This is a genomic window from Pseudomonas sp. On1 (assembly GCF_033783325.1).
Genome location: NZ_JAWPOA010000002.1, coordinates 149,433 through 164,512, shown reverse-complemented (window position 1 = coordinate 164,512; position 15,080 = coordinate 149,433). Strand labels below are relative to the sequence as shown.

Below are 15,080 nucleotides of genomic sequence, written 5' to 3'. Positions count from 1 at the left end.
ACACTGCAGTACCGCGTCACCGTGACAAGCCCGGCCCACAAGGTCGGGTGATAACTAGAAAAATATCAGGGAGCTTTCATGTTGATTCGTACCACCACCACCGCACTGGCCTTGTCCGTCGGCGCCTTCTGCGCCCTCGCCCAGGCCGAACCCGCAAGCCAGGACTTCGTGCCGTTCGCGCTCAAGTCCAGCAGTGAACAGGCCGAGGCCAAAGGCTTCATCGATGGCCAGAGTCTGACCGGCAGCACCCGCAACTGGTATGCCCGCGAACGCGCCACCCGCGCGCCGCTGTGGAAATACACCAAGGGCGACGGCACCCGCCACGACACCCACAGCCGCGACAACTGGGTGCAGGGCACCATCCTCAACTACAGCTCGGGCTTCACCGAAGGTACCGTGGGCTTCGCCGTCGAGGCCGCGGCCTACAATGCCATCGCCCTCGAGCAGGGCCGCGCCGCCGTGGCCGGCCCGAACAACCGCACCCTGACCCACAGCGACGGCGACCCGATCGGCCAGTGGAGCAAGATGGGCCTGGGCAATGTCAAGGCGCGCATCTCCAACACCACGCTGACCGTCGGTCGTCAGTCGGTCGACACGCCGATGATCGCCTACATCGGTAACCGTGCCTTGCCATCTAGCTTCCAGGGCGCGTTCCTGCACAGCGCCGAGTTCGAGAACCTGTCGTTCGACGTGGGTACCTTCGACCGCGTTTCGCCGCGTACCGAGCAGAGCCTGAGCAAGTTCCGCAGCGAATACGGCAACGGCAGGGAAACCGACCGCGCCAGCACCGTCGGCATCAACTACCAGCCGCTCAAGAGCCTGACCACCAGCCTTTACGCCACCAAGGTCGAGGACTTCTGGAACCAGTACTACTTCGGCGCCAACCACGTGCTGGGCGACAGCGCGGTGCTGAGCCTGACCACCGGTCTTAACTACTACAAGACCGTGGACGAAGGCAGCAAGAAGATGGGCGAGATCGACAACGACACCTACAGCCTGTCGTTCGGCCTGACCCACCAGGCCCACACCCTCACCGCCTCCTGGCAGCAGGTCAACGGTAACGAGTACTTCGACTACCTGCACGAGACCAACGGCATCTACCTGGCCAACTCCCTGCTGTCGGACTTCAACGGCCCGAACGAGAAATCCCTGCAGATCAGCTATGTGCTGAACATGGCGCCGTATGGCGTGCCGGGCCTGAAGTTCAACGTCTACAACGCCCGCGGCTGGGATATCGACGGTACCCACTACAAGGGCACCGCCTATGACGTGCGCGGCCAGGACGGCGAGAACCACTACGAGTGGGGCATCGGCACCAGCTACGCGGTGCAGAGCGGCATGCTGAAGGACACCACCATCCGCGCTACCTATACCGCCCACCGTGCCAGCAAGGCGCAGAGCGACGGCAGTCTCGACGAGTTCCGCGTCGTCACCACCATTCCGTTCAACATCCTCTGACCGTTGGCGCCACGGCCCGCCTCCCCACGGGCCGTGGCGGCTACGCTGGAACTAGCACTGCAGGGAGGTTCCATGAAATTGCTACCGCTACGTGCTGCCCTGGCAGCCGTCATCCTGGGCGCCGCATCGAATCTGGCGGCCAAGCCGCTGGTGGTGTGCACCGAAGCCAGCCCGGAAGGCTTCGACATCGTCCAGTACACCACCGCCGTCACCGCCGATGCCACGGCCGAGGCCATCTTCAACCGCCTGGTCGACTTCAAGCCCGGCACCACCGAGATCCAGCCGGCCCTGGCCACCAACTGGGACGTCAGCCCCGACGGCCTGGTCTACACCTTCCACCTGCGCGAAGGCGTCAAGTTCCACACCACCGACTACTTCAAGCCCACCCGCGACTTCAACGCCGATGACGTGCTGTGGAGCTTGAACCGTCAGTTGAAGAAAGACCATCCGTGGCACGACAAGACCAGCGTCGGCTATCCCTACTTCGAGAGCATGGCCTTCAAGGACCTGCTCAAGTCGGTCGAGAAGACCGACGATCACACCGTGGTGATCACCCTGACCCGCCCGGAAGCGCCCTTCCTGCGCGACCTGGCCATGGCCTTCACCTCGATCTACTCCGCCGAGTACGGCGACCAGTTGCTCAAGGCCGGCAAGACCGGCGATCTCAACAGCAAGCCGGTCGGCACCGGCCCGTTCGTGTTCCAGCGTTACAACAAGGACGCCAACGTCCGCTACAAGGCCAACCCGGACTACTTCCGTGGCAAGCCACCTGCCGATGCGCTGATCTTCGCCATCGCCACCGACAGCAACGTGCGCCTGCAGAAACTGCGCGCCAACGAATGCCAGATTGCCCTCTATCCCAAGCCTGACGACGTGCCGGGGATCAAGACCGACCCGAAACTCAAGGTCGCCGAGATCGAAGCATTGGTTACCGGCTACATCTCGATGAACACCCAGCACAAATACCTGAGCGATGTGCGCGTGCGCAAGGCAATCGACATGGCCTTCGACCGCCAGACCCACGTCGACCAGCTGTTCGGCAAGGGCAACGCCCTGGTTGGGGTCAACCCGTATCCACCGACCATGATCGGCTACAACACCGACAACAAGAACCCACCCCATGACCTCGACAAGGCCCGCGCCCTGCTCAAGGAAGCCGGCGTGCCGGAGGGCACGGTGATCACCTTGTTCACCCGCAACGGCGGTGGCCCGACCAACCCCAACCCGCGCCTGTCCGCCGAAATGCTGCAGTCGGATCTGGCCAAGATCGGCATCAAGCTCGACATCCGCGTGATGGAATGGGCCGAGATGCTGCGTCGCGCCAAGAAGGGCGAGGCCGACCTGGTGTCGGCGGGCTGGGCCGGCGACAACGGCGACCCGGACAACTTCCTCACGCCGATGCTCAGCTGTGACGCGGTGAAAAGCGGCGAGAACTATGCGCGCTGGTGCAACCAGAAATTCCAGGACCTGATCACCCGCGCCCGCGAAGTGATCGACAACGACGAACGCGCCAGGCTCTATAACGAGGCCTTGGCGGTGTACGATGAAGACCAACCGTGGATCAGCATGGCCCACCCGAAGATGTTCACCGCCATGCGCGAGAACGTCGAAGGCTATGTGATCAACCCACTGACCAACAACAACTTCGCCACCACCCAGGTGAAGTAGAACAACAACAGCCGCCGGACCTTGTGCAAGAGGCCCCGGCGGCACGCCGTTTCCGGCTGATGAGGTACCCCTGACAATGTTGAGTTTTATTGCCCGACGCCTGGGTCTGCTGATTCCGACCTTCTTCGGTATCACCCTGCTGACCTTCGCGCTCATACGCCTAATCCCCGGCGACCCCGTCGAAGTGATGATGGGCGAACGCCGGGTGGACCCCGAAATGCATGCCCAGGCCATGGAGCGCCTGGGCCTGAACAAGCCACTGCCGGCCCAGTACCTGGACTATGTCGGCAAGCTCGCCCAGGGCGACCTGGGCGAATCCCTGCGCACCCGTGAAAGCGTATGGAACGAATTCCTCACCCTGTTCCCGGCAACCCTGGAGCTGGCCATGGCCGCCCTGCTGTTCGCCGGGGTCATCGGCCTGCTGGCCGGGGTGATCGCCGCGCTCAAGCGCGGCTCGCTGTTCGACCACGGGGTGATGGGCATCTCCCTGGCCGGCTACTCGATGCCGATCTTCTGGTGGGGCCTGATCCTGATCATGTTCTTCTCGGTGAGCCTGGGCTGGACGCCGGTCTCCGGGCGCATCGACCTGCTCTACGACATCGAGCCGAAAACCGGCTTCATGTTAATCGACACCCTGCTCAGCGACGAGGAAGGCGCGTTCAAGGATGCGCTGATGCACCTGATCCTGCCGGCCATAGTGCTGGGCACCATCCCGCTGGCGGTGATCGCCCGCATGACCCGTTCGTCGATGCTCGAAGTGCTGCGCGAGGACTACATCCGTACCGCCCGCGCCAAGGGCCTGTCGCCGTCGCGCGTGGTGTTCATCCACGGCCTGCGCAACGCGCTGATCCCGGTACTCACTGTGTTCGGCCTGCAGGTCGGCACGCTGCTGGCCGGCGCCGTGCTCACCGAAACCATCTTCTCCTGGCCGGGCATCGGTAAATGGCTGATCGAAGCCATCGGTGCCCGTGACTACCCCGTGGTCCAGAACGGCATCCTGTTGATCGCCTGCCTGGTGATCCTGGTCAACTTCGTCGTGGACATCCTCTACGGCCTGGCCAACCCACGCATCCGTCATCAGCGCTGAGGACTACGCCATGACCAGCCCCATTCCAAAATCCGTCACCCCGCCCAGCGCGGTCGACCAAAGCTTGCTCTACCCTTCGCCATACAAAGAATTCTGGCAGGCCTTCTCGCGCAACAAAGGTGCGGTGGCCGGCCTGGCGTTCATGTGCCTGGTGGTGTTCTGCGCCCTGTTCGCCCCCTGGGTGGCGCCGCACAACCCCAGCGAGCAATACCGCGACTTCCTGCTCACGCCGCCAGTGTGGCTCGAAGGCGGTACCTGGCAATTCATCCTCGGCACTGATGAGCTGGGCCGCGATCTGCTCTCGCGGCTAATCCAGGGCGCTCGACTGTCGCTGCTGATCGGCCTGTCGTCGGTGGTGATGTCGCTGATCCCGGGTATCCTGCTGGGCCTGTTTGCCGGCTTCTTCCCGCAGATCCTCGGCCCCTCGATCATGCGTCTGATGGACGTGATGCTGGCCCTGCCCTCGCTGCTGCTGGCCGTGGCCATCGTCGCCATCCTCGGCCCAGGCCTGATCAACACCGTGATCGCCATCGCCATCGTCTCGCTGCCGTCCTACGTGCGCCTGACCCGCGCCGCGGTGATGGGCGAACTGAACCGTGACTACGTCACCGCCGCGCGCCTGGCCGGTGCCGGCCTGCCGCGACTGATGTTCGTCACCGTGCTGCCCAACTGCATGGCGCCGCTGATCGTGCAGGCTACCCTGAGCTTCTCCTCGGCGATCCTCGACGCCGCAGCCCTGGGCTTCCTCGGCCTCGGTGTGCAGCCGCCAACCCCCGAGTGGGGCACCATGCTGGCCTCAGCTCGCGACTACATCGAACGCGCCTGGTGGGTGGTTAGCCTGCCCGGCCTGACCATTTTGCTCAGTGTGCTGGCAATCAACCTGATGGGCGACGGCCTGCGCGATGCGCTGGACCCGAAACTCAAGAACGCCGCCTGAGGAGATCGCCATGTCACTGTTGCAGATCAACAACCTGAACGTGCGCTTCGGCGACGCCAATGCCGTGCCTGTGGTGGACGGCCTCGACCTGAGCGTGGATGCCGGCGAGATCCTCGCCATCGTCGGCGAATCTGGCTCGGGCAAGTCGGTGACCATGATGGCGCTGATGGGGCTGATCGAAGCCCCCGGGCGCATCACCGCGGACGTGCTCGACTTCGCCGGCACCAATATGCTCAAGCTCAGCGGCCGCCAGCGCCGCAAGGTGGTGGGCAAGGACATCGCGATGGTCTTCCAGGACCCGATGACCGCGCTCAACCCCAGCTACACCGTGGGCTACCAGATCGAGGAAGTGCTGCGCCAGCACCTCGGCCTCAAGGGCAAGGCTGCGCGCCAGCGCGCCCTGGAACTGCTGAAGAAGGTCGAGATCCCGGCTGCCGAAAGCCGCCTCGACGCCTACCCGCACCAACTGTCCGGCGGCATGAGCCAGCGCGTGGCCATCGCCATGGCCATCGCCGGCGAGCCGAAACTGCTGATCGCCGATGAACCCACGACCGCGCTGGATGTGACCATCCAGGCGCAGATCATGGAGCTGCTGGTCAACCTGCAGAAAGAGCGCAACATGGCGCTCATTCTGATCACCCACGACCTGGCCGTGGTCGCCGAAACCGCCAAGCGCGTGTGTGTGATGTACGCAGGGCAAGCAGTCGAAGTAGGCCAGGTGCCCGAGCTGTTCGACGTACCCGCCCACCCTTACAGCGAAGCGCTGCTGGCGGCCATTCCCGAACACAGCATCGGCGCCGAACGCCTGGCCACCCTGCCTGGTATCGTCCCCGGCCGCTATGACCGCCCACAAGGCTGCCTGCTGTCGCCGCGCTGCCCCTATGTGCAGGAAAACTGCCGCCGGCAGCGCCCGCCCCTCGATCCCCAGGCCCACAGCCTGGTGCGTTGCTTCTATCCGCTGAACCAGGAGGTGGCGTGATGGCCGTCGTACTTTCCGCTCGTGAGCTGACCCGCCACTACGAAGTCTCCCGCGGCCTGTTCAAGGGCCATGCGCTGGTGCGGGCGCTCAATGGCGTGTCGTTCGAACTGGAGGCCGGCAAGACCCTGGCCGTGGTCGGTGAATCCGGTTGCGGCAAGTCGACCTTGGCGCGGGCCCTGACCCTGATCGAGGAGCCTTCCTCCGGTTCGCTGCAGATCGCCGGCCAGGAGGTAAAGGGCGCCAGCAAGGACCAGCGCAAACAGCTGCGCCGTGACGTGCAGATGGTGTTCCAGAGCCCGTATGCCTCGCTCAACCCACGGCAGAAGATCGGCGACCAGCTGGCCGAACCGCTGCTGATCAATACCTCGCTGAGCAAGGCGGAACGCCGCGAGAAAGTGCAGAAGATGATGGAGCAGGTGGGCCTGCGCCCCGAGCACTACCAGCGTTATCCGCACATGTTCTCTGGCGGTCAACGCCAGCGCATCGCCCTGGCCCGGGCGATGATGCTGCAACCCAAGGTACTGGTGGCCGACGAGCCGACCTCGGCGCTGGACGTGTCAATCCAGGCCCAGGTGTTGAACCTGTTCATGGACCTGCAAAAGGAGTTCAACACCGCCTACGTATTCATCTCCCACAACCTGGCGGTGGTGCGCCATGTGGCGGACCAGGTGCTGGTCATGTACCTCGGTCGGCCAGCGGAGATGGGGCCCAAGCAGGACATCTACGACAAGCCGCTGCACCCATATACACAGGCGCTGTTGTCTGCGACCCCGGCGATCCATCCAGATCCGCTGAAACCGAAGATCCGCATTGCCGGTGAGCTGCCCAATCCGTTGAACCCGCCGGATGGCTGTGCCTTCCACAAACGTTGCCCGTATGCCACCGAACGATGCGCCAAGGAAGTCCCAGCGTTGCGCAAAGTGAGCACGCGGCAGGTGGCCTGCCACTACGCCGAGCAGTTCCTGTAGCGTTATGCGCCAATGAAAACGCCGCCCTTCGGGGGCGGCGTTTTCATTTCTCAGTGCATGAACAGTGCAATCAGGATGATCACCGGAATAGGTACCCCGAGCATCCACAGCAATAATGAGCGCATGATGTTTCTCCTTGTTCCTGTGCGGGTTATCGAATCGGTGCGGAGGCGTGGCGCAAGTTGTAGTCTGCTTGACTGGCTTCGAGCCACTGAACCCGATCACGCTGCCGGCCACCGAAGAGTGCCGCCAGGCTGGCGAAGAAGGCGCCGCAAAGCAGGGCGACGAAGGTCCACAACGCGGTCCAGGCCGCAGCCTTTGTCGCAGCATCCGCAGCTTGCTTGGCTTCGACCTTGGCTTGCTGCAGTTGCGCATAGACCTGATCAACGCGTGCTTCGGCCTCGGGCTGGGTCAGGCGAGTGCGCTGGGCCACCACCTGGGCCAGGTAGGTCCGGTCCTCCGGCGCAAGCGTGCCGCCCTGAGCCAGCGAGCGGGTCAGAATACGCGCTGCCACACCATTTGCAGCGTCGTCACTGACCGCCACCGGGCCTTGAGCACGGAACAGGCTATCGACGAAGTAGCCCATCGGGTCCTTGCCCTGGCTGTCGCTGCCAGCCACGCCCGCAGCGGCAGTTGTAGCCGCTCCGGACACAGCGGTGGCGCCGGCGCCCAGCAAGTTGCCAGCAGTACCGAGCACCAGCATGGCCGCCACGAGCGTGGCAACCGCCCACGCCAGGAAGCCATGTGCAGTGTCCCGGAAATACACTTCATCACCGTGCAGGTTGGCCCATTTCATCCGCAGGCGACCGGCGATGTAACCACCTAGGCCCGAGGCCAGTATCTGTGTGATCAGTAGCCAGATGATGGTGGAAATCCCAAGCGCCTTGGCGCTGGCGCCTTCGTCGGCCCAAGGCGAGGTAGCGGCCAGGCCCAACCCTGTTCCCAGTACCACCAGGATCAGGGACAAGGCCGCCGCCGCTGCTGCGCCAGCGAATATCGCGGCCCAGGAAACACCGGAGCGATTGGGGTCGTTGGTGGGGTAGTCGGCAGGTGTGATCATGATTCGACGCCTTTATCTGAGGGGGAGGTCCTTTCTCGGGTAAGGCAGTGCAGGGGCTGTGCCACTTTGTGTCAAAACATGACTTCTTTATAAATCAGGCGGTTGGCTTGTAGGCAACATCTGAACATCATGCAAAATGCCAGATCGGGTCGGAAACGGCAGGGCCTTCTGCAACCCTGGCTGCGACCTGTGCACACGGGCTGGTTCTTGTCAGACCGGGACGCGGCGAGGCACCATCCACGGCATGTCTATCACCACCGTCCCCGACGGCCCTGAGCAGACCCCGCTCACCGCCGCCACCGTCATGCGCTACCACCTGTGCTGGAAGCATCGCGACCTGGACGGGGTGATGGCCCTGTACCACCCGGATATCCAGTACCACGACTTCTTCCAGAACCGCGTGCTCGGTTTCAGCCAGCTGCGCGACTACGTGCGCGCCAGCCTGCCCCACGAGGCCGGGGAGGACATCGTCCACAGCGACCGCATCCGCGTCGATGGCTGCACCGCGTTCATCCAGTACCAGGTCACCGTACAAGGCGGCGACGGCCTGGTGGCGTTCCAGTCCAGCGAGGCGATCACGGTCAGGGACGGGCTGATCTGGCAGGTCAACGAATACGCCACGCTGGTGCGCGGCGATGCCAAGGGCAGGCCCGCCGGTGGTCCGCGCCCTGCCACCAGCCGGCTTGGCCTGTCGCCACGCCAGCTGTCGACCATGGCCCAGGACCTGGAGCACTACTTCCAGGCCCAACGCCCCTACCTTGACCCTGAACTGGACCTGCAGCAGGTCGCCGACGAAAGCGGCTACAGCCGCAACCAGATTTCCTACCTCCTCAACCAGGTGCTTGGCCAGAGCTTCTACCGCTACGTCAACCAGGCCCGCCTGCAGCACCTGCTGAGCCGGTTGGACAATAGCTGCGCTACGGCGCCCGTCGATGACCTGGCGTTCAACGCCGGTTTCAATTCGCTGTCGGCGTTCTACAAGTGCTTTCGCGAGCACACCGGCCTGTCGCCCAAGGCCTACCTCAAGCAAATTTCCCTGCGTGCACGCACGTAAGACAGCCCTCACCACGCTTCACTAGGATCGTCCACATACCTTGAACGGATGTGGAGCCCGACCCGATGCAACCCCTGCGCACGATCAGCCTGTGGATGGACCAGCTCGACGAGCCGTTGTGCGCGCGCCCGGCCCTGCGCCAGGACCTGGACCTCGACGTGTGCATCATCGGCGCCGGCTATACCGGACTGTGGACCGCCTACTACCTCAAGCGCCAGGCGCCGCAGCTGAACATCGCGGTGATCGAGGCCAACATCGCCGGCTTCGGCGCCTCCGGACGCAATGGCGGCTGGCTGATGGGCAACCTGCTGGGCGAGGACCGCCTGCTGGCCACGCTCTCGCCGCAGCAACGGCGTGAAAGCATCGACCTGCTGCACGGCATCCCCGACGAAGTCCACGACGTGCTGCTGCGCGAAGGCATCGCCTGCGACTACCGCAAAGGCGGCGTGCTCTACTGCGCCGCCCGCTACCCGGAACAGGAACGCAACCTGCGCGCCTGGCTCGACGACCTCTACCGCCAGGGCATGAATGAAGACGACTACCGCTGGCTTCGTCCGGAACAGCTGGATGCCCAGCTGAAGGTAAGCAACCCCTACGGCGCCCTCTACAGCCCGCACGTCGCCACCATTCAACCGGCGAGGCTAGTGCGTGGCCTGGCACGGACGGTCGAGGCCATGGGCGTGCCGATCTACGAGAACACCCCAGCCATAGACTGGCAGACCGGCGAAGTGCGCACCCCGTTGGCACGCATCCGCAGCCAATGGGTGGTGCCGGCCGTGGAAGGCTACGCCGCCAGCCTGCCACCGCTCGGGCGGCACCAGCTGCCGGTACAGAGCCTGCTGGTGGCCACCGAGCCGCTGCCGGAGTCGACCTGGGAGCAGATCGGCCTGGGCCAGGGCCAGGCCTTCAGCGAAAACAGCCGCCAGGTCACCTATGGCCAGCGCAGCGCCGACAACCGCCTGGTGTTCGGTGCCCGCGGCGGCTATCGCTTCGGAGGCCGTCTGCGCGAGGATTTCACCCTGACCACCGACGAGGTGGAGCTGCGCCGCTACCTGTTCGGCGAACTGTTCCCACAGCTCAAGCACGTACGCATCACCCACTCCTGGGGCGGCAACCTCGGCATGGCCCGGCGTTTCCGCCCCCACATGCTCTGCGACCGCCAGCGCGGCATCGCCCTGGCCGGCGGTTATGGCGGCGAGGGTGTCGGCGCCACCAACCTAGGTGGACGCACCCTGGCCGCGCTGATCCTCGGTCAGCACAACGAACTGACCGCGCAGCCCTGGGTGCACGACAACCGCCCGCTGTCGAGCCTGGCCAGCTGGCCACCCGAGCCGTGCCGCTGGCTGGGCTACAACGCGATCATCCAGAGTTTCGTCCACGAGGACCGGACCCTCGCCAACCCCGCCAGCGCGCCCTGGCGGCGACGCCTGGCCAGTGGGCTGGCCGACTTCATGGAAGGCTTCATGCACTGACTTCCCCTCACCACCACACAGGATCCACTGGTCATGAGCATCACCCAGTTCAAGCACACCGACAGCGCCATCCTGGACAGCAGCACCCCGGTCGCCATGCCCCTCGGCGAGCCGGTCGCAGTGACTTCGGTCACCTGCGTCGAACGCAACGACGGCGTCGAGACCGGTATCTGGGAATGCACCCCGGGGCGCTGGCGGCGGCAGATCGTGCAGCAGGAGTTCTGCCATTTCATCAAGGGCCGCTGCACCTTCACCCCCGACGGTGGCGAGCCCCTGGTCATAGAAGCCGGAGACGCACTGATGCTACCGGCCAACAGCCTCGGCACCTGGGATATCCAGGAGACCGTGCGCAAGACCTACGTCCTCATTTTCTGATCCGCTGATCGCCTGCCTTCGATAACAACAGACAAAGCAAGGTAACCCCGACATGCGCACTCTCCTTCTCGCTCCCCTGATGCTGGCCGCCTGCGTGGCCAGTGCCGCCGACTCGGTGAAGATCTATAACTGGTCGAGCTATATCGCCCCGGACACCCTGAAGCACTTCCAGCAAACCACCGGCATCAATCCCACCTACGATGTGTTCGACAGCAATGAGACCCTCGACGGCAAGCTGATGACCGGCAACTCCGGCTACGACGTGGTGTTCCCCTCCAACCACTTCATGGCCCGGCAGATCCAGGGCAAGGCCCTGAAGCAGCTGGACAAGTCGCAACTGCCCAACTGGAAGAACCTCAACCCGGTGCTGCTCAAGGCCCTGGAGGTCAACGACCCGGGCAACCAGTACGGCTTCCCGTACCTGTGGGGCAGCACCGGCATTGGCTACAACATCGACAAGGTCAAGGCGGTGCTCGGCGACAATGCGCCCATCGATTCGTGGGACCTGTTCTTCAAGCCCGAATACCTCGCCAAGCTCAAGAGCTGCGGCGTGGCGGTGCTGGACAACGGCCCCGAGCTGCTGCCGATCGCCCTGCACTACCTGGGCCTGCCCCACCACAGCCAGAACCCGGCGGACTACGACAAGGCCAAGGCGTTGCTGATGCAGGTGCGCCCGTATATCAGCTACTTCCATTCCTCGAAGTACACCGGCGACCTGGCCAATGGCGACGTGTGCCTGGTGGTGGGTTTCTCAGGCGACGTGCTGCAGGCGAAGAACCGTGCCGAGGAGGCCAAGAACGGGGTGAAGGTGGGCTACTCGATCCCGAAGGAAGGCGCGCCGATGTGGTTCGACATGGTGGCCATGCCGGCCGATGCACCTGACGAGAAGGCCGGGTATGCGTACATGAACTACCTGTTGCAGCCGGAAGTGATGGCCAACATCAGCAACTTCGTGCAGTACGCCAATGGCAACCAGCAGGCGGATGCGCTGGTGGACCCGGCGCTGAAGGGCAACACGATGATCTACCCGAGTGACGACGTGATGGGCAAGTTGTATGCGCTGGAAGCAATGCCGGCGAAGATCGACCGCATCAGGACGCGGATCTGGACCAGCATAAAAGCCGGCAACTGACATACGTCAGTTACAAGCTTGAAGCTGCAAGCGACAAGAAAAAGGCGGGCCTTTCCGGGCCCGCCTCTTCTTGACGCTCGCAGCTTGAAGCTTGCAGCTGCTCTTAGTGGTGCTCGCGAGTCGCGCGGAATTTCACATCCGGCCAGCGCTCTTCCATCAGCGCCAGGTTGACCCGGGTCGGGGCCAGGTAGGTCAGGTGACCACCGCCGTCGATGGCCAGGTTCTCCACCGCCTTGTTCTGGAATTCCTCGAGCTTCTTCTTGTCGTCGCAGCTGATCCAGCGCGCCGACCAGACGGTGATCGGCTCATAGGCGCACTCGACCTTGTACTCTTCCTTCAGGCGGCTGGCGACCACGTCGAACTGCAGCACACCGACCGCGCCGAGGATGATGTCGTTGCTGCGCTCGGGGAAGAACACCTGTGTCGCGCCCTCTTCGGCCAGCTGCTGCAGGCCCTGGCGCAGCTGCTTGGATTTCAGCGGGTCCTTCAGGCGCACGCGGCGGAACAGCTCAGGGGCGAAGTGCGGGATGCCGGTGAAGCCCAGCGCCTCGCCTTCGGTGAAGGTGTCGCCGATCTGGATGGTGCCGTGGTTGTGCAGGCCGATGATGTCGCCGGCATAGGCCTCTTCCAGCTGCTCGCGCTCGGAGGAGAAGAAGGTCAGGGCATCGCCGATGCGCACGTCCTTGCCAGTACGCACGTGGCGCATCTTCATGCCCTTCTCGTACTTGCCCGAGCAGATGCGCATGAAGGCGATACGGTCACGGTGTTTCGGGTCCATGTTCGCCTGGATCTTGAACACGAAGCCGGTGAATTTCTCTTCCACCGGTTCCACGGTGCGCTCGTGGGCGACACGGGCCAGTGGGCGCGGCGCCCAGTCGACAACCGCGTCGAGCACATGGTCGACACCGAAGTTGCCCAATGCGGTCCCGAAAAACACCGGGGTCAGCTGGCCGTTGATGAACGCGTCCTGGTCGAACTCGTGGCAGGCGCCCTGCACCAGCTCGAGTTGTTCGAGGAAGCGGTCGTACTCGTCACCCAGGTGAGCGCGGGCTTCATCGGAGTCGAGCTTCTCGATGATCTTCGCCTCGGTGCGCTCGTGGCCATGCCCCGGGGTGTAGACGATGATGTAGTCGCCGGCCAGGTGATACACGCCCTTGAAGTCGCGGTAGCAACCGATCGGCCAGGTGATCGGCGCGGCCTTGATCTTCAGCACCGCCTCGATTTCGTCGAGCAGTTCGATCGGGTCGCGGATGTCACGGTCGAGTTTGTTGATGAAGCTGACGATCGGCGTGTCGCGCAGGCGGCACACATCCATCAGGGCAATAGTGCGCGGCTCGACGCCTTTACCGCCGTCGAGCACCATCAGCGCCGAGTCCACCGCGGTCAGGGTGCGGTAGGTGTCTTCCGAGAAGTCTTCGTGGCCGGGGGTGTCGAGCAGGTTGATCATGTGCTCGCGGTAGGGGAACTGCATCACCGAGGTGGTGATGGAGATGCCGCGCTGTTTCTCCATTTCCATCCAGTCGGAGGTGGCGTGGCGGTCGGACTTGCGCGACTTCACGGTACCGGCGACGGCAATGGCCTTGCCCATCAGCAGGAGCTTCTCGGTGATGGTGGTCTTACCGGCGTCGGGGTGGGAAATGATTGCGAAAGTGCGGCGCTTCGCGACTTCGGCGGCCTGGTTGGTCATGGGAAATCGCCTGACTGGGGATTCAAAAAGGGGCGATATCATACCTGAAGTCGGGGCGCGGGCCAAAACCGAAGATACGAAAGGCGGCCCGAACATGGCATTCGAGGAATCACGACAGCCACGCATACATCGCCTAGCCCAGGGCCATCCAACGTCGCGTCGGCAAACGCCTCGATAGCAGGTACTTCAACGCCTCCACGTAATATCCGCGCTTTTTTTTCGCGTAAAAATTCCTAGAGCCCAGTGATTAACACTGGCCAAATGCCGCCCCAGATGGGAACCTTTACGCCCACGGAGACGTCCACTCCCCTGCAACCCGCTTCGGTTCAGGGCTGGTTTCACCTGCTTCACGAGCCCGACGGGGTTCGGCTCATGGCCTGATGCCGCGCATCGGGCTGCTACTCGCGACCACGCTGCCCGCCGCCAGGAATGGCCGGCCGCACGGGGGTGTGATCGCCGACTATAAAAAAGGAGTCCGCCTGTGGCTGCACGCTACGGAAAAGGGCTGTTGGGATGGGCCGCCGTGCTCGTCATCCTGGCCCTGCTGGTCCACTGGATCGGCATCGACACGATCGCCCGCTACCGCGACGATCTTGGGTTCTACCTGCAAGCGCACCTGGTCCTGGTGCTGGCTTCGATGGCGGCGGCGCTGGCCGTGGGCATCCCCGCCGGCATTGCCTTGAGTCGACCGCACCGGGTCGACAAGGCCGAGCGCTTCATGCAGCTGTTCAACGTTGGCAACACCATTCCTCCCCTGGCCGTCCTGGCCATTGCCCTGAGTATCCTGGGCATCGGCGCAGGTCCTGCGATCTTCGCACTGTTCCTCGCCTCCCTCCTGCCCATCGTGCGCAACACCTACGAGGGCCTGAAAAACGTCCCCGCCTCGCTCAAGGAAGCCGCCACCGGCATCGGCATGACCGCGCGCCAGCAGTTATGGCAGGTCGAGCTACCCAATGCCGTGCCGATCATCGTCGGCGGCGTGCGCGTGGCCCTGGCCTTGAACGTGGGCACCGCGCCCCTGGCGTTCCTGATCGGCGCCAACAGTCTGGGCAGCCTGATCTTCCCCGGCATCGCCCTGAACAACCAGCCGCAGCTGCTGCTCGGCGCCGCCTGCACGGCGCTGCTGGCCCTGGCGCTCGATGCGTTGGTGAGTTTCTCCAGCAAGCGCTGGCTGGAACGTGGCCTGGCCCAATAACAAGAGGC

Annotated in this window: 13 protein-coding genes; 11 read left to right on the top strand and 2 right to left on the bottom strand. The window is 64.0% G+C overall.

All coding sequences use genetic code 11. The features are described from left to right. Positions 1-78: 78 nt before the first annotated feature. From R5C80_RS03010 to R5C80_RS02985, 6 genes are all read left to right on the top strand, one after another. Positions 79-1,458: an OprD family porin gene (locus R5C80_RS03010; RefSeq protein WP_371041586.1), complete on the top strand. Its 1,380-nt coding sequence runs from the start codon at positions 79-81 to the stop codon at positions 1,456-1,458. A gap of 72 nt (positions 1,459-1,530) precedes the next feature. Next, a complete protein-coding gene (locus R5C80_RS03005) occupies positions 1,531-3,126 on the top strand; it encodes an ABC transporter substrate-binding protein (protein WP_313047896.1) in 1,596 nt (531 codons plus the stop codon). A gap of 76 nt (positions 3,127-3,202) precedes the next feature. Next, a complete protein-coding gene (locus R5C80_RS03000; protein WP_023630501.1) occupies positions 3,203-4,213 on the top strand; it encodes an ABC transporter permease subunit in 1,011 nt (336 codons plus the stop codon). 10 nt (positions 4,214-4,223) lie between these two features. Beyond that, the gene (locus tag R5C80_RS02995) at positions 4,224-5,150 is read left to right on the top strand and encodes an ABC transporter permease subunit (protein ID WP_263160173.1); all 927 of its coding nucleotides are present in this window, start codon (positions 4,224-4,226) and stop codon (positions 5,148-5,150) included. A gap of 10 nt (positions 5,151-5,160) precedes the next feature. Continuing rightward, on the top strand, positions 5,161-6,129 hold the full coding sequence (locus R5C80_RS02990; RefSeq protein ID WP_023632049.1) for an ABC transporter ATP-binding protein: 969 nt from the start codon (positions 5,161-5,163) through the stop codon (positions 6,127-6,129). Continuing rightward, positions 6,129-7,097, top strand: coding sequence for a peptide ABC transporter ATP-binding protein (locus R5C80_RS02985; protein ID WP_023632048.1), 969 nt, complete (start codon positions 6,129-6,131; stop codon positions 7,095-7,097). The genes R5C80_RS02990 and R5C80_RS02985 overlap by 1 nt, the downstream gene beginning before the upstream one ends. A 151-nt stretch (positions 7,098-7,248) precedes the next feature. Here the strand turns inward: R5C80_RS02985 and R5C80_RS02980 are convergent, their stop codons facing one another. Then, positions 7,249-8,157, bottom strand: coding sequence for a hypothetical protein (locus R5C80_RS02980; RefSeq protein ID WP_038706757.1), 909 nt, complete (start codon positions 8,155-8,157; stop codon positions 7,249-7,251). Positions 8,158-8,401: 244 nt separating this feature from the next. Here R5C80_RS02980 and R5C80_RS02975 point away from each other — a divergent pair, with 244 nt between their 5' ends. The 4 genes from R5C80_RS02975 (at position 8,402) to R5C80_RS02960 (ending at position 12,190) form a co-directional block, all read left to right on the top strand. Continuing rightward, positions 8,402-9,211 carry a helix-turn-helix domain-containing protein gene (locus tag R5C80_RS02975; RefSeq protein WP_094011712.1) on the top strand — a complete coding sequence of 270 codons (810 nt, stop codon included), beginning with the start codon at positions 8,402-8,404 and terminating at the stop codon, positions 9,209-9,211. 65 nt (positions 9,212-9,276) lie between these two features. Then, the gene (locus R5C80_RS02970; RefSeq protein WP_313047901.1) at positions 9,277-10,683 is read left to right on the top strand and encodes an FAD-dependent oxidoreductase; all 1,407 of its coding nucleotides are present in this window, start codon (positions 9,277-9,279) and stop codon (positions 10,681-10,683) included. Between the two features lie 33 nt (positions 10,684-10,716). After that, on the top strand, positions 10,717-11,058 hold the full coding sequence (locus R5C80_RS02965) for a cupin domain-containing protein (protein ID WP_023629781.1): 342 nt from the start codon (positions 10,717-10,719) through the stop codon (positions 11,056-11,058). 52 nt (positions 11,059-11,110) lie between these two features. After that, complete coding sequence (locus tag R5C80_RS02960) at positions 11,111-12,190, top strand: polyamine ABC transporter substrate-binding protein (protein ID WP_313047902.1); 1,080 nt, start codon at positions 11,111-11,113, stop codon at positions 12,188-12,190. Between the two features lie 103 nt (positions 12,191-12,293). On the opposite strand, the gene R5C80_RS02955 is transcribed toward R5C80_RS02960, so the two are convergent. Beyond that, the gene (locus tag R5C80_RS02955) at positions 12,294-13,877 is read right to left on the bottom strand and encodes a peptide chain release factor 3 (protein ID WP_023629783.1); all 1,584 of its coding nucleotides are present in this window, start codon (positions 13,875-13,877) and stop codon (positions 12,294-12,296) included. 481 nt (positions 13,878-14,358) lie between these two features. On the opposite strand from R5C80_RS02955, the gene R5C80_RS02950 reads away from it, so the two are divergent. Continuing rightward, positions 14,359-15,072, top strand: a complete 714-nt coding sequence (locus tag R5C80_RS02950) for an ABC transporter permease (RefSeq protein WP_110699920.1) — start codon at positions 14,359-14,361, stop codon at positions 15,070-15,072. Positions 15,073-15,080 lie beyond the last annotated feature (8 nt).

Bases quoted from the DNA above. Each gene is read 5' to 3' on its own strand.
- R5C80_RS02960 (WP_313047902.1), top strand. From the start codon at position 11,111: ATGCGCACTCTCCTTCTCGCTCCCCTGATGCTGGCCGCCTGCGTGGCC.
- R5C80_RS03010 (WP_371041586.1), top strand. From the start codon at position 79: ATGTTGATTCGTACCACCACCACCGCACTGGCCTTGTCCGTCGGCGCC.
- R5C80_RS02955 (WP_023629783.1), bottom strand. From the start codon at position 13,877: ATGACCAACCAGGCCGCCGAAGTCGCGAAGCGCCGCACTTTCGCAATC.
- R5C80_RS02995 (WP_263160173.1), top strand. From the start codon at position 4,224: ATGACCAGCCCCATTCCAAAATCCGTCACCCCGCCCAGCGCGGTCGAC.
- R5C80_RS02990 (WP_023632049.1), top strand. From the start codon at position 5,161: ATGTCACTGTTGCAGATCAACAACCTGAACGTGCGCTTCGGCGACGCC.
- R5C80_RS02985 (WP_023632048.1), top strand. From the start codon at position 6,129: ATGGCCGTCGTACTTTCCGCTCGTGAGCTGACCCGCCACTACGAAGTC.
- R5C80_RS02980 (WP_038706757.1), bottom strand. From the start codon at position 8,157: ATGATCACACCTGCCGACTACCCCACCAACGACCCCAATCGCTCCGGT.
- R5C80_RS02975 (WP_094011712.1), top strand. From the start codon at position 8,402: ATGTCTATCACCACCGTCCCCGACGGCCCTGAGCAGACCCCGCTCACC.
- R5C80_RS02970 (WP_313047901.1), top strand. From the start codon at position 9,277: ATGCAACCCCTGCGCACGATCAGCCTGTGGATGGACCAGCTCGACGAG.
- R5C80_RS03005 (WP_313047896.1), top strand. From the start codon at position 1,531: ATGAAATTGCTACCGCTACGTGCTGCCCTGGCAGCCGTCATCCTGGGC.
- R5C80_RS02965 (WP_023629781.1), top strand. From the start codon at position 10,717: ATGAGCATCACCCAGTTCAAGCACACCGACAGCGCCATCCTGGACAGC.
- R5C80_RS03000 (WP_023630501.1), top strand. From the start codon at position 3,203: ATGTTGAGTTTTATTGCCCGACGCCTGGGTCTGCTGATTCCGACCTTC.